Origin of the sequence: Priestia filamentosa, from assembly GCF_900177535.1 — a bacterium.
In the GTDB taxonomy this organism is placed as follows: Bacteria; Bacillota; Bacilli; order Bacillales; family Bacillaceae_H; genus Bacillus_I; species Bacillus_I filamentosa.
This window is the reverse complement of record NZ_FXAJ01000017.1, coordinates 25,766-38,716: the sequence shown is the minus strand read 5'-3', so window position 1 is coordinate 38,716 and position 12,951 is coordinate 25,766. Positions and strand designations below refer to the sequence as shown.

Annotated in this window: 16 protein-coding genes and 3 pseudogenes; 12 read left to right on the top strand and 7 right to left on the bottom strand. The window is 35.1% G+C overall.

Annotation, left to right across the window (positions count from 1 at the left end; translation table 11 throughout):
* The 3 genes and pseudogenes from B9N79_RS25260 to B9N79_RS25250 all read right to left on the bottom strand — a co-directional run.
* Positions 1 to 136, bottom strand: a pseudogene (locus B9N79_RS25260) (IS6 family transposase); the annotation flags it as partial.
* A gap of 302 nt (positions 137 to 438) precedes the next feature.
* On the bottom strand, positions 439 to 798 hold the full coding sequence (locus tag B9N79_RS25255; protein ID WP_094041353.1) for a hypothetical protein: 360 nt from the start codon (positions 796 to 798) through the stop codon (positions 439 to 441).
* A 23-nt stretch (positions 799 to 821) separates the two neighbouring features.
* Positions 822 to 1,109, bottom strand: a complete 288-nt coding sequence (locus B9N79_RS25250; protein WP_085119380.1) for a hypothetical protein — start codon at positions 1,107 to 1,109, stop codon at positions 822 to 824.
* A 426-nt stretch (positions 1,110 to 1,535) separates the two neighbouring features.
* Between B9N79_RS25250 and B9N79_RS25245 the strand changes: the two genes are divergently transcribed.
* Positions 1,536 to 2,165: a hypothetical protein gene (locus B9N79_RS25245; protein WP_085119379.1), complete on the top strand. Its 630-nt coding sequence runs from the start codon at positions 1,536 to 1,538 to the stop codon at positions 2,163 to 2,165.
* A gap of 180 nt (positions 2,166 to 2,345) precedes the next feature.
* Here the strand turns inward: B9N79_RS25245 and B9N79_RS25240 are convergent, their stop codons facing one another.
* The 4 genes from B9N79_RS25240 to B9N79_RS25225 form a co-directional block, all read right to left on the bottom strand.
* Entirely contained in the window at positions 2,346 to 2,723 is a 378-nt protein-coding gene (locus B9N79_RS25240) for a permease (protein WP_240516725.1), read from the bottom strand.
* Between the two features lie 22 nt (positions 2,724 to 2,745).
* Positions 2,746 to 2,952, bottom strand: coding sequence for a helix-turn-helix transcriptional regulator (locus tag B9N79_RS25235; protein ID WP_085119377.1), 207 nt, complete (start codon positions 2,950 to 2,952; stop codon positions 2,746 to 2,748).
* A gap of 89 nt (positions 2,953 to 3,041) precedes the next feature.
* Positions 3,042 to 3,608, bottom strand: a complete 567-nt coding sequence (locus B9N79_RS25230) for a MerR family transcriptional regulator (protein ID WP_085119375.1) — start codon at positions 3,606 to 3,608, stop codon at positions 3,042 to 3,044.
* 361 nt (positions 3,609 to 3,969) lie between these two features.
* Positions 3,970 to 4,161 carry a DUF4177 domain-containing protein gene (locus B9N79_RS25225; protein WP_085119373.1) on the bottom strand — a complete coding sequence of 64 codons (192 nt, stop codon included), beginning with the start codon at positions 4,159 to 4,161 and terminating at the stop codon, positions 3,970 to 3,972.
* A 305-nt stretch (positions 4,162 to 4,466) separates the two neighbouring features.
* Here B9N79_RS25225 and B9N79_RS26360 point away from each other — a divergent pair, with 305 nt between their 5' ends.
* The 11 genes and pseudogenes from B9N79_RS26360 (at position 4,467) to B9N79_RS25175 (ending at position 12,748) form a co-directional block, all read left to right on the top strand.
* The gene (locus B9N79_RS26360) at positions 4,467 to 4,628 is read left to right on the top strand and encodes a hypothetical protein (protein ID WP_167555156.1); all 162 of its coding nucleotides are present in this window, start codon (positions 4,467 to 4,469) and stop codon (positions 4,626 to 4,628) included.
* Between the two features lie 260 nt (positions 4,629 to 4,888).
* Positions 4,889 to 5,125, top strand: a pseudogene (locus tag B9N79_RS26825) (hypothetical protein); the annotation flags it as partial.
* A gap of 268 nt (positions 5,126 to 5,393) precedes the next feature.
* Positions 5,394 to 5,675 carry a hypothetical protein gene (locus tag B9N79_RS25215; protein ID WP_019390781.1) on the top strand — a complete coding sequence of 94 codons (282 nt, stop codon included), beginning with the start codon at positions 5,394 to 5,396 and terminating at the stop codon, positions 5,673 to 5,675.
* A complete protein-coding gene (locus B9N79_RS25210; protein ID WP_085119368.1) occupies positions 5,672 to 6,082 on the top strand; it encodes a hypothetical protein in 411 nt (136 codons plus the stop codon). The genes B9N79_RS25215 and B9N79_RS25210 overlap by 4 nt, the downstream gene beginning before the upstream one ends.
* Before the next feature lie 163 nt (positions 6,083 to 6,245).
* On the top strand, positions 6,246 to 6,668 hold the full coding sequence (locus B9N79_RS25205) for a hypothetical protein (RefSeq protein WP_085119366.1): 423 nt from the start codon (positions 6,246 to 6,248) through the stop codon (positions 6,666 to 6,668).
* A gap of 137 nt (positions 6,669 to 6,805) precedes the next feature.
* Positions 6,806 to 7,165, top strand: coding sequence for a hypothetical protein (locus B9N79_RS25200; RefSeq protein WP_085119364.1), 360 nt, complete (start codon positions 6,806 to 6,808; stop codon positions 7,163 to 7,165).
* A 92-nt stretch (positions 7,166 to 7,257) separates the two neighbouring features.
* A pseudogene (locus B9N79_RS25195) lies at positions 7,258 to 8,545 on the top strand (IS110 family RNA-guided transposase).
* Between the two features lie 1,398 nt (positions 8,546 to 9,943).
* Positions 9,944 to 10,282 (top strand): hypothetical protein, encoded by a 339-nt coding sequence (locus tag B9N79_RS25190; RefSeq protein WP_085119361.1) that lies wholly within the window; start codon positions 9,944 to 9,946, stop codon positions 10,280 to 10,282.
* 183 nt (positions 10,283 to 10,465) lie between these two features.
* On the top strand, positions 10,466 to 11,233 hold the full coding sequence (locus B9N79_RS25185; protein ID WP_085119359.1) for an SDR family oxidoreductase: 768 nt from the start codon (positions 10,466 to 10,468) through the stop codon (positions 11,231 to 11,233).
* On the top strand, positions 11,220 to 11,690 hold the full coding sequence (locus B9N79_RS25180; protein ID WP_085119357.1) for a hypothetical protein: 471 nt from the start codon (positions 11,220 to 11,222) through the stop codon (positions 11,688 to 11,690). Before B9N79_RS25185 ends, B9N79_RS25180 begins: the two co-directional genes overlap by 14 nt.
* A 17-nt stretch (positions 11,691 to 11,707) precedes the next feature.
* Positions 11,708 to 12,748 carry an alpha/beta fold hydrolase gene (locus B9N79_RS25175; protein WP_085119355.1) on the top strand — a complete coding sequence of 347 codons (1,041 nt, stop codon included), beginning with the start codon at positions 11,708 to 11,710 and terminating at the stop codon, positions 12,746 to 12,748.
* Positions 12,749 to 12,951 lie beyond the last annotated feature (203 nt).

Genomic DNA, 12,951 nt, shown 5'->3' with positions numbered 1-12,951 from the left:
CCATAGATAATCCCCGTTCCTCCATCATTTCTACTAAATCGCGAAAGCTGAGATTGTACCGTAGGTACCATCTGACCGTTAACAAAATCATCTCAGGCTGGTAATGTTTCCGTTTAAATAGATTCTCCTTTTCCATACTGATCACTCCCCTTTCTAAAGTACTAGTATCAGTATGTCCAAGTTTAGAAGATTAGCTTCAAGTTAGATTAAATTTTTGGACCAGAACCGTAACATTTTCTATACGTAGTAAACCACTCAAGATGCCGTGAGACATCAATGTAATGGGACAAATGGATATAAACAAGAGAACCCCCCCCCTACTACGAGGGGAGCAAAGTTTTTCCCTTGTTTAGCTGCTGTGTACAATATTGATTTCTAGTTTATTTAATACTTTATTAGAATGTGTAATGCACAGAGGATAACTAGTAAACTAGTTATCTATTTACCTTCTATGCTATCTTGTGGATAAAGAAGTCTAGCCCCCACTATATTGTTCATATCTCTCCCAAAATGGAACGGTCCCTCTGGCTTACCCCTACTATTCCATGATTTTAATCTCCGAATGGCTAATTCGAATTCCTTATCAGATATTTGTTTCGAGGTCAATAAAGAATATAGCATTGCAAACGCAATTGGCATCGTATCAACCTCAACATCTACCGTGACATCTACATCCGAATTTCCACTATGACCAATTGAAGTTTTATTCAATTGAGTATCATTAGGAAAAATATCTCCAGATGGGGAAAAGCCCCTCATATCTCGACGTGAAGTTCGACTTTTATCTGAGTTTTCCATTATATACTCCCACCTACATTTTATTAGAAGAGATTTTGGTCTTGATCTTGGTCAGATTCTGTTCTTGAACGTACTCTTGCTGCAGAGTCACTTTCTACATTAACATCTACCTTAGCATTTCCGACATTATTAATTTTAGTAACATTTAGATTATGGTTTTTTAACTCATTTTCACTCTCTACATCAGTATCAATATCGTTTTTATTCTCAAAATCCACCTTTGCTTTTGAATCGCTGTCTGATTCTGATTTTGAAAAACTGCGATTTTTAGACTCATTGTTACCTTCGAAATCTTTCCATCTTCTACTCAATTCTATCTCTCCCTTCATTTGTCTTACAAGATATTGTATTCAGATAACATATAAGAGGTTGGACAAATCAATTAGGACAAAGATGGATTTTCCCTGTATTAAAAAACAAAGGGAGAAAGAATGTTAACAACTTATGACACTAAATTATGTAATAGAAAAGTTTACTGGATGCTAGGTAGCAGAGTTTCTATTTTAGACTGTATACGATATACATTTTTAGTTTACATAATGTATCTTAGGGGAAGTTGGACTCCCCAATTCCTCCTTATTTCTCGTTACGCACCCTTTTTTTAAAAAAATTATCCATTCTATATCAATAGTAACCTTTAAAAGTATATTTTTTGGATTAAAATGTTTATTTTGGTATATTTCATGTTAACGCATGGGATGCAAGTAACTACATAGACGAGGAAGTAGGGAAACTAGATGAAGAAAACATTAATTACTACTTTAGCCTTGGGAATTGGAATATCTCCCGTACTTAGACATGCTAGTGATGCGAAAGCTGCAGAACAACATGTAATCCAACAGAATGATGAAGCTTCAACAAATGATCAACAGCAAGTAAATAATGAAGTTATTGAAAAAATTGAACCATATGTTCAAAAGAATGAAGATGGAACACTTGGTTTAAAAGATGTACCGCAAGATATTTATGATACTTATGATCTTCAAGGATTAGAGGAACACTTTAATCAGATCAATGAAGGTGTTAAAAATCACACTTTAGCTGTAGACGAAAACCTAGAAATACATAAAACAGGTTTTTCAACAATGGCTTCTACTTACGGATCATGGACGTATCATTGGTGGGGTTATGATAGAAAATTTAATAATTCACAAACAAAACAATATATAGATAAATTAGAATATGCTGCTCTAGGTGCAACATTTGCTACAGGAGTTGGTGCATGGTTCCCACCTGTTGCTGCAATCGGTGGAGTATCAGCTGCTTATTGGGGCCTATTAGCAAAACGTGTAGATGCTAATAATAAAGGAAAAGGCGTATATGTAGGTGTAACTTGGGTAAATGCCTTTAACGTTAAACCTCTATAAACTAGAAAGGAAGGAGTATGAAAAAATCATACTCTTTCCTTTTTTTATTTCTTTTTAAATAGTAAAGTTAACCTTCCTATTATAAAAAATAATAGTATTACAGTTATAATTTGAAAGAGTATATTAATATTTTTAATATAGATCTCCTCCTAATAAAAAGTGTTAGTTATTTACTTGAAATCAATAAACTTTAGACATAATTAGCATAGATATAAAAACTGTAGCGATAATAAGAGCAGCTAAAATCTGGATCACTGCTAAAGCACTAATAGAAATTACATTCATACCTAAAAGTAATGCAAAAAGGAAGAAATATAACATCAACATAAAATAAGAATAAAACATGCTCTTCTGTTGAATTAACTTCATACGTTCATCTTGTTTTCTGAAATCAGTATTTAAATAGCTTAATGAAAAAAACATTATAGATAAAGAAAGAAATAAAAGTCCAGAGAAAACAAATTTAGTTTTACCATTAACACCCGCATCAAAAATTATATAAATGCTTAGTATAAGCATTAAAATTCCCATCAATAAATTACCTAATCGTGATTTCATAATGTACCTCCTACTCACAAATTTATTTATAATCACTTTCTTCTAAAAAGAAAATATCTTCAATTTTCAACTCAAAAATTTCCGCAATAATTAATGCCAAAGGAAGAGATGGATTATATTTACCTTTCTCTATAGATATAACTGTTTGACGAGACACTCCTAGTTTCTCTGCTAACTTATCCTGTGAATACCCTCTTTTTTTTCGGTACTCTGAAATTTTGTTTTTCATCCACTTCACCTCTCTTATAATTCCTTATACCCCCATTATAAAGTAAAGCACCCTTTACGTAAAGGATGCTTTACTTTATTAAAAATGGTCTATTTTCCAAATAAACGACTGAAAAAACTTCGTTCTTTACTTGAAGAAACTAACTTCTTTGTATCTAATATATCCTTAGCAATTGTAGTTAATTGTTGATCTCTTTGTTCCTGGTACTCTCTTTCTTTATATAGTTGCCGTTCTAAGGATTCAATATGCTTTTGTTGCTGTTCAAATTTCCTATTAGAGTCTTCTCTTAATAATTGCAATTCATTAATTAGTTGTATGTTAAACTCCTTTTGCTGTTCGAACGACGTTCGAACGCTGTTCAACTCTTCTATTAATACAGGTCGTTCACCTCGAACGACCTCTGTTCGGGGCTCCTCTTTAACCGTTGATAATACAACCTCCGCAGCATCATTGGTTGTTACGCCCTTAGTATGAATAAGATCTTTCATTCTTCTTAATAAAATAATATCTTGTTCGAGGAACGCTCTACTGTTGTTCGAGCCTTTCGTAAAAACATGACCAAATTTCTCTAATGCAATACAATATTTTCTTACACTACTACTACTAATATTTAAAGCTTCGGCTACTTCTCGTCCCCAGTAAGCTGGTTCATTCAAATTGTTCACTTCCTCGTACAAATATTCTTAAGTAAGTATTCTAGTTGTTCACCTTGTTCACCTTGTATATTATAAACTGTTTCCGTAATTTTCAGATCATACTATAGCCTTATAGTAGATATAACATACAAGAACGGTGTTCGAACACCTTGAACAACTTATCGCCTTCAGGCGATATAAATAATACTAAAATTTACTCTGCAAAATGGAGAAACCGGATGGCAATTTCCAATTGCTATGGTGGGATGTGCTATCTTTGCATGGATTAGAGTATATTACAAGCATAAAACTAAATGATAGTAAACAAAGAGGACAGCAATGATGAACTGCTGTCCTCTTTGTTTACTTTTATTATAAAAAGTTAGTCATCAAGTTTTTTTTCAAATATTATTTCAAAATGATCCGCTGAACCGTATCCTGAGATTGCAGGTGCAAAAATCTGAATTAATTTCCATCCTCTGTTAGCATATTCATCAATAATTTCTTTATAATCTTCTTTAGGTTTACCTTTCCATCTATTAACTTCAACTTTTACGTATTCGTAAGTATACATGTTATATCCCTTCTTTCTCAATGTTATGGAATTAAATTCTATATAAATTTAAAGAATATATCAAATATGTAATGTGTTTAGGGAAGACTATTATAATCTAATACTCATACTCAAAATAGGTATTAGACTGGGTAGATGAAAATGTTGAGGAAGTGTAGATGTAGATACTTAACTATAATGTTTTTTATATAGACAGTAGGTACCAGTTATTTAAAATTTTCCCTTTAATATCAAATTTATATCCTTTATAATATGTATATATCACTCAAATGAGTGATGTATACTCAGGAAAAGTGAGGAGTGTTATGACAAAAACAGCACCTGGATTTAAGCGATTAAATGCAGATATTCCAGAAGAGTTATTTAAAGAATTTGCAAAGAGATGCATTGAAGAAGGTATTAGCAAGAAAGATTATTTGGTTCGTCTTTTAGAAAAAGAACTCTATGATGATCCAAAGGGAAAGTAATGAATGTAAATAAGAAAAGGGCACTTCCTCTGCAAAGGAAGCACCCCATATCTAATACTTATGGATTATTATTATAACATAGGTTTCCCTCAAAAAAACAGGAGGGTTTAATCATGGAACGAACGGAAAAATTATTGCTTAGCGTTAAAAATGTATTACGTATTGCTAATGAATTAATCAATGAAATGGCAGACTTACATGTCATGAAAGAAGATTATATTTGATTAAAGGAACAACTCTTTTTAAATCAATTTACACAAGCTGAACGAAAAGTTTTTGAGTTTGCTTTGAATCAATGTAGTGTGCGTGAGACAGCAAAGATTTTACATAGAAAAGAAGAAACCATTAAGAAAATTAGAAGAAAAATCTTACGCAAGTTGGAGGTTTCTTCGATGAAAGCAGCTATTGAGTTGTACGAAAAAGTGACCCATAGTTATACACCTACTTTCTCATTTTTTACTGATGGAACGGGTCAAGAACGTATGCGTTTTTCGTAAAAGTTGAGGGGACGTTGAAGGGACGTATATCCTCATGAGGTCGACAGTGAAGGGACGCTGAGGGGACTTCATATCGACAGTAGCTCAACAGTATATCAACAGCAGGTCGGCAGACTGGTAATTTTCGTGATATCACACTTTTTAAGGTAAGAATGATGTTCTGCTGGGCTTTGCCCAGCCTATCATCTCTTGATGATAGCAAAAACCCCTTATGCTCTTCTAACTTTATAGAGCAGTGCATACCAAAATGAGAGGATGGAACAGAAAAATGGATATTTTATTGCGAGATATTGATCCGGTAGCGATAAAAAAAATTGATGAACTTGCAAAGGAAAAAGGAGTTTCACGGCAATACTTTTTAAAAGGTCAGATAGAAACGTTGGCGTTTTTTCAAGAACAAACTACACGTGAAAGGCATTTAACCAATCTGATTGATAAGAACCTTTTGTTTATGTCGAAAATGCATTATGCAGTGGAACAAAACACAAAAACTCTAAACAATTTATATGCGAGTATTGAAAAAGCAGTTGGAGAAATTGAAGAGCTATGAGTACCAAACGACGAATGATTACCTTAGACGAGGAAACGGATCAGTACCTTCAAGACTATATGGCAGAACATAAACTTCGTTTTCCAGGCGAAGCCATTATGGATATTTGTCAAAGGTATCGAGCAGAAGAAAGGAAAGAATGGTCCTTGGAGACGATTAGTGAAATCGTGAGTCAAAACCTTCATGATGTCTTACGAGAAGAATTAAAAAAGATTCGACTCGGTGTGAATCAAACAGATAAGCATGCTCAAGTTTTACTTGAATTGATGAATGGATTGTACTTTCATGAAGGGTATAAAGGTATCGTGACCACAGGTTTAGGAGAACTGGATGAGATTAAGTATGCGCGTGAAGAAGTAGAAAAGCGCATTCAAAAGCAACGACAAAAACGACTAGATCGAGCGTAGTACTTAAAGAACAAAAGAAGAACAGCCTTCAGGCTGTTGGGTGGCTATAGCCTATATGCATCTTGTTATGATTATAGGTTGTATTCGTATCTATTTATCTTTTTAATTTGGTTGGCCGATTTGGTTGGTGTGGAAAAATGAAGGATAAGAAGGAGTAACAAGTATGATGTGCTTGTATTGTCAGACTGAAAATAGTAGTGAAGGAGTATGTTCCTTTTGTGGTGCCCCTTTAGAGGAACGGAGACCAGAAAGAAAGAATTTTTTATACCTTGAACAGTGCGAACAACCTTTTAACCAACTAAAGTATTTTCATACGTACGACTTGCTGGTGTTGCTGCGGTTGGTTAGAAAAGAGCGTTCAGACGCGTTTAACCAGATGAGGTTGATTAAGAAGGGTGCCCAGGAGGCTCAGCTGGACCAGGAGACAATTTCTTTTGCTGAAGATCAGTATTTGTATTACACGAAACGTGCAAGGGTTCTAGAGGGAATTCTAATTGATAGAATGGGGTACAAGCCAAAAACAATTAATGATAAACTATTATTAAGTATTGATCAAAAGATTAAAGAGTACGAAAAGAAGGCATGAGAAAAGCCCTCCGGTCCGCGAAAACTTGAGGGCTTTTCGATAAAAACTATAGAAGGGTTAGACCCTTATTCACATGATTATATTTGTATTCTACCATAAGGGTTTAATTCCTTCCATACCTTGAGGAGGATTAAACATTGGAAAATGTTTTCGAACAAAGACAATTAGAACGAGAACGAAAACGCAAAAAAAAGGAAGAAGAATTTAAAGCACTTTCAGAAGGACAACAAGCTATTATTAAAGGTTCTTCAAAAGCTTCTAAGAATGCTAGAGAAAGAAAGTTGAACTTAGAAAAACTTCAATATGCTTTAGAACATAGTGGTATACCACTTGATCAAATTGATGATGCAGTTGGTTTGCTAAGTAAGGTAACTGGACAAGAACATTACATAGGTACTAAAAAAAGTCCTCAATCGAAAGTGAGGTTTGCTCAATTCTTACAGAATAATTGGGAGTTTTTAAGGTTTGAAAAATATTTAACTAGCATTCCTGTTTGAAATTACTTGGTGTATTGAAATAAAAAAGTCCTCTTGATATGATGCAGAAGGTCATGGCCATGACTTCAATTCATCATTCAAGGAGGACTCTTATGAATTGTACTCAAAACGAAAAGTTAAATCAAGTTACACCCCATACACTGATTGTCGGAGTAGATATTGCTAAATTTAAGCATGTTGCTCGTGCACAAGATGACCGTGGGAAGATTCTCGGGAAAGCTCTAACCTTTACAAACACAAAAGAAGGATTTGATGCGTTCTTTACCTGGTTGGAAGGGATGCAACACAAACATGAGAAAGCTGATGTTCTAGTTGGTATGGAACTTACCGGCCATTACTGGTTAAATCTAGCCTATACACTAAAGGAGAGACTTATCTCCTTCAGAGTCGTTAATCCTCTACACGTTAAGCGAAGTAAAGAACTCGATGATAACTCTCCAACGAAATATGATATCAAGGATGCTAGGGTTATCGCTCAACTGATAAAAGATGGTCGATTTTCCTATCCTCGCTTACCAATGGATCAAGATGCCGAAGTAAAGGCAGGAATTACTATCAGAAGCCAAATTGTAGGTGATTTACAAGCTCTATAAGGACGGATTCATAATTGGCTAGATAAGTATTTTCCAGAGTTTTTGACCGTTTTTAAAGACTGGAGTGGAAAGATGGCGTTGGCCACGCTAGAACATATTCCTCTTCCAGTTCAACTTAATCAAACAACACCCGAAAGGGTGGCAGAAATATGGTCCACTCATGGAGGCGTACAACGGCCCAAGCTATAAACGAATACAGCGACTTCAAGAGGCTGCTGGATGTTCAGTAGGGTTAACCGTTGGACTACAGATGGCACAACGAGAAATAGCTACAAATATCAAACGATATAAGATGCTTAAAGAAGAATTACATGCATTAGAAAAGCAATTGGAAGACCTTGTTCTCACCCTTCCGGGTATTGCTGAAATGCTGACTGTACCTGGTGTTGGGATGGTAACGGTGATTGAACTTTATTCTGAGTTGGGTGATATTAAAAACTTTGAAAATCCACGCCAAATTTTAAAATACGCGGGATTAAATTTGCGGGAATCTAGCTCAGGAAAGCATAAAGGACAAACACGAATTACCAAACGAGGAAGGGCTAAATTGAGGGCTTTGCTCTTTCGGACTGTTATGCCCCTTGTTCGACATAATCGAGCCTTTAAGGCTCTGCATCAGTACTATACAACCAGACAAGAAAACCCTTTACGTAAGAAACAATCACTGATTGTACTTTGTGAGAAGTTAGTTCGTGTTCTACATACTGTAGGTCAGAAACAATGTCCGTTTGATGAAGAGCGAATGATACGAGATATTCCCCATCTTTCTTTAGCTCTAGGAGCTTAACCTTTGTCCACTAAAAATGAAGCACGGAGTATTTGGGATAAAGCACTCTTCCAGGCATTCGACCTTGCTAACTAGCATTACCAAACTCTATCTCATAGACAGATTGAACGAAGGAATGTAGACGCTAAGACGTTGAGGGACATGGGAGATTTCATCGCTATGAGGCATATAGAGATCCATTGTGCGACCATATGTATGTCTCCATCTTTTTTTAAATAACGGAAAAAGAATAGCTAAGCTATTCCCCTTAGTACCAGTTTCTTATAAAAATGAGAATATAAGGTTCGGAATGGGCGTAAAAACTTTTTTTATATTTTATTTCCCCCCTATAAACCCTTGATATTACTCAATTTATAGAGGGGGTAGGGGGAAAGTTTTTTTAACTGATATTACATCTTACATTGCTCCTTCTAGTAATTGTATTGTTCTTGATATTAAGGATAAGAACCCAACACCTGCCAATATTACTGACATCCCAAGGATTATAGGTAGTGATCGATCAAACACCAGTAAGGTTATTAATTCTTTAGTTAAAAAAGGACTCCTTTTTAAGAGTGAATCAGGTATAGAAGGGAATAATGCGAAAGCATATGCCATTTTTGTAGATACTCATCTTATATATACTGGAGATAGAGATAATGTAAATCTAATAAAAACGATGTGGTTATAACACCACATCGTTTTTTAGTTTTTTATTACAGTTTTATAATTCGTCCGTGGTATTTTCACCACGGAAGTGTGGTAAAAATACCACGGACGAAATGATATAAAAACATTGGTATAACAAGCTTTTTAGCCTTTTTTTCTTCTTTCCTTCTCACTCTATTTAAATAGCAATTCGTCGAAGGAATTGTGAGACTATTTTTATACTTTTTCTGTAAGGAAAAACACTAGCCTGAAGACGATAGATAGGTTGTTCAAGGTGTTCGAACGCTGTTCTTGTATGTAATACATACCATAAGGCTATAGTATGATCTGAAAATAATTGAAACAGTTTATAATATACAAGGTGAACAAGTCGAACAACTAGAATACTTACTTAAGAATATTTGTACGAGGAAGTGAACAATTCAAAAGTATCGAGCAAAGGAAAAGAGAGAATTGTGATTAGGAATCAATCAGACGGATAAAAATACGCAAATCCTAATCGAATTATAGGAAATAACAGATTAATCAAATGCTATATTAAACATTTCATATATATCCAATCCTTCAATGGAAATTCCATTTATCTGATGATAATCAGGAAAAAAGGGGATAATAGAATAAGATAAAATAAGTTATATACCCATATAATATAGTTAATAGTATATTTTTTTAGCACTCCCCCATTTACCCACAACAATAGATAGTTTTAAAAATAGAATATATAAATCCTTATAGGGGGGAGGAATTAAATTGGCAAAAAAAGTTCTCATGACCAATCTAGGTAAATTCACTGACGCACAAATCAATCTATTAAAACGATTCAAGGATATTTTAACTTTATTACCTGATAGTGCAAACATTTCCCTGAACACAGATTCGTCAGAAACGCAAAATGTAACTGTTCAACAGGAGGAAGACCTCGGTCTAACTATTTCTTTAACAACTCCACTCGGGACGCTTACGTTTTCGATCGGCTTAGATCTCAGCCTGACAGATTTATTAAATCTAATATTAGATCTCATAACCTCGTTACTCTGTGCAGCGCTTCCAGATCTAAATATTTGTCAGGAAGAAACGCCTGCTCCCTAACTCTCTATTACGTTCTTACTAGAAATCATTATACTGTCGGGATTTAATTAGGGTAACTTCCTAATATATTTATATGTTCCCAAATGAGTCATATTGAATCATGCCCCTCTCTTAATATGGGAGTGTGTTCTAATATGACTCAAATTTTCATGTCATAAAACTACCTTCGAAAGGGGATAAACAATGCACAAGTTATTTGATTTGACGAACAAAACAGCAATTGTTACAGGTGGCGGAACAGGGCTAGGGAAACAGATGGCCATTGCGTTGGCAGAAGCTGGGGCAAATGTAGTGGTATGTTCCAGAAAGATTGGGGCCTGTCAGGAAACGAGCAAACAAATCAAGGATATTGGAGCGGATTCACTTGCGCTGAAATGTGATGTGACAAATATTGAGGAAATTCAAAATGTTATACACGAAACGGAAAAAGAATTTGGAAACATCGACATCTTAATTAATAACAGTGGAACCTCCTGGATGGCCCCGTTTTTGGAGATGCCTGCTGATAAGTGGGATAAAGTGATGGAGGTCAATGTAAAGGGTGTCTTTTTATTTTCACAAGCAGTTGGAAAAGTTATGAAGAAGCAAAAGTCTGGAAAAATCATAAATATTTCCTCCATAGCTGGCATTCTTGGACAACAGGATTCCTTTATGGATGCGTGTGCCTATTCCACAAGTAAAGGGGCTATCATTTCCCTAACAAGGGACTTATCTTCAAAGTTGGCTCCTCATAATGTGCAAGTTAATGCGATCGCACCTGGATTTTTCCCAACGAGGTTAACAAAGGCATTAGGAAATGTTAGCAACCATGTTATTGCAAGAACACCTTCAGGAAAATTTGGATCCGATGAAGACTTAAAAGGGGCCGCCATATTTCTCTCCTCAAATGCCTCTAATTATGTAACAGGCCAGGTTCTAGTTGTGGATGGTGGGTTAAGTGCGACACTCTAATATTAAAATTAATATAAATGAGGATTGGTTTAAAACATTTGATTTTGATGAATTTTATAAACAATTAAAGGTTAAAGGGTTTAGGTTCGAGAATCAAGCTAATGATTATATTCAGCAATCTATCAATAAAGAATGGTTAATCCAATTGTCCTCCCTTCTCATACCTCTATTTACCCAATTCATTTCAGGTATCCAACAAAAACAGGAGTCACTCGCAGCATTGTTAAATATACCCACTAAGAGCGATCTGGCAAATACGGCTAAGCTAATAATTGATACACAAGGGAAAATTGATATGTTGGAAGAGCATATTTGGCGATTGGTCGATCTGAATGACAGGTTACTGGAGTTGAATTTAAATCACCATCAAGTGAATGAACAGTTAGGTAGAGGGGATGAAAAAGGAACAGAATCTACCTTATCAGATACAAAGGAAAATGGGAAGAGCGGGGAATGAAAGGATGGAAATAAAAGATGACAGAAGCGGACAATGTAATAAAATTAAAATTGGAAAAGGAAAAGAAGCGATGGAACAATATTGTAGGCATAACAAACATCGCTACAAATCAGGAAGGAACAAAAAGAATTCCCGTATGGAAGAAAAACAAATCTGTTTTATGGTACTATCCTTCCCCCTGTAAGAAATATAATATCCCTGTTTTCCATGTGTATTCGCTTGTGAATCAACCATATATTTTAGACTTGACCCCTGGAACGAGCCTAGTTGAAGGTTTTATTTCAAACGGATATGACGTTTATCTATTGGATTGGGGTTCGCCACAATATGAAGATAAAGATTTGACACTTGAAGATTATATTGTTGACTATCTCCACCAAGCAGTAAAGCGTGCCCTTCGTTACTCTAATGTGTCCGAAATATCGATGATTGGCTATTGTTTAGGTGGGACTCTCTCTGCTATTTATGCTACTATTTTCCAAGAACCGATTCGGAATTTAGTACTATTAACAACTCCCATAGATATGAGCCGCCCTCCTGTATTTGATAAATGGATCCAAGCAATTCAAAAAGAAGAGTTGAATTTAAACCCATTAATCGATATTTGGGGTATCATTCCAGCAGAATATATAAAATATGGGATACGGTTAGTAACTTCACCAATTTATTTTAGCCAATATTTTTCGTTACTTAGACGAGCGCATGAAAATCAATATGTTGTAAGGTGGAAATTATTTAATAAATGGACAAATGATCATATTCCCTTTTCAGGGGCACTTTTGCGAAATCTTTTAGATCTCGCTGCGGGAAATAAATTAATCAATGGTGATTTACAAATAAAGGGGAAAAGTGTATACCTTGAAAATATAACAGCTAATTTACTAGTCATTTCCACAGGTGAAGACCGTCTAGTTCCAGAGGAACTTTCCCAACCTATCATGGATAAAGTGTTTGTTAAAGATAAAACATATAAACATCTGAAAGGTGGCCATGTTTCTTTAGCTTTAAAAGGACGAATGCCCGATGTCCTACAAAATTGGCTGTCTGATAGATCCTAGGATTTCTTAGATAAGCTTTGGTCGGTCTCCACTAGTATATAGGAGTATTCGTTTCATATGACTCATCCCCTAATATAGAATGTAACTGTTATATTACCCAAATAATATAGCATTGGGAGATTTAACTTACCTCGCTTGGATACCTCCAGGTATACTCTTTTAAAAAAGTCCTGAATCGCTAAGAAGTAGACCGGGTTCTGATC

Coding starts and splice junctions, on each gene's coding strand:
- B9N79_RS25210 (WP_085119368.1), top strand. CDS start 5,672: ATGAGTACCAAACGACGAATGATTACCTTAGACGAGGAAACGGATCAG.
- B9N79_RS25185 (WP_085119359.1), top strand. CDS start 10,466: ATGCACAAGTTATTTGATTTGACGAACAAAACAGCAATTGTTACAGGT.
- B9N79_RS25175 (WP_085119355.1), top strand. CDS start 11,708: ATGACAGAAGCGGACAATGTAATAAAATTAAAATTGGAAAAGGAAAAG.
- B9N79_RS26360 (WP_167555156.1), top strand. CDS start 4,467: ATGACAAAAACAGCACCTGGATTTAAGCGATTAAATGCAGATATTCCA.
- B9N79_RS25235 (WP_085119377.1), bottom strand. CDS start 2,952: ATGAAAAACAAAATTTCAGAGTACCGAAAAAAAAGAGGGTATTCACAG.
- B9N79_RS25205 (WP_085119366.1), top strand. CDS start 6,246: ATGATGTGCTTGTATTGTCAGACTGAAAATAGTAGTGAAGGAGTATGT.
- B9N79_RS25245 (WP_085119379.1), top strand. CDS start 1,536: ATGAAGAAAACATTAATTACTACTTTAGCCTTGGGAATTGGAATATCT.
- B9N79_RS25255 (WP_094041353.1), bottom strand. CDS start 798: ATGGAAAACTCAGATAAAAGTCGAACTTCACGTCGAGATATGAGGGGC.
- B9N79_RS25215 (WP_019390781.1), top strand. CDS start 5,394: ATGGATATTTTATTGCGAGATATTGATCCGGTAGCGATAAAAAAAATT.
- B9N79_RS25240 (WP_240516725.1), bottom strand. CDS start 2,723: ATGAAATCACGATTAGGTAATTTATTGATGGGAATTTTAATGCTTATA.
- B9N79_RS25225 (WP_085119373.1), bottom strand. CDS start 4,161: ATGTATACTTACGAATACGTAAAAGTTGAAGTTAATAGATGGAAAGGT.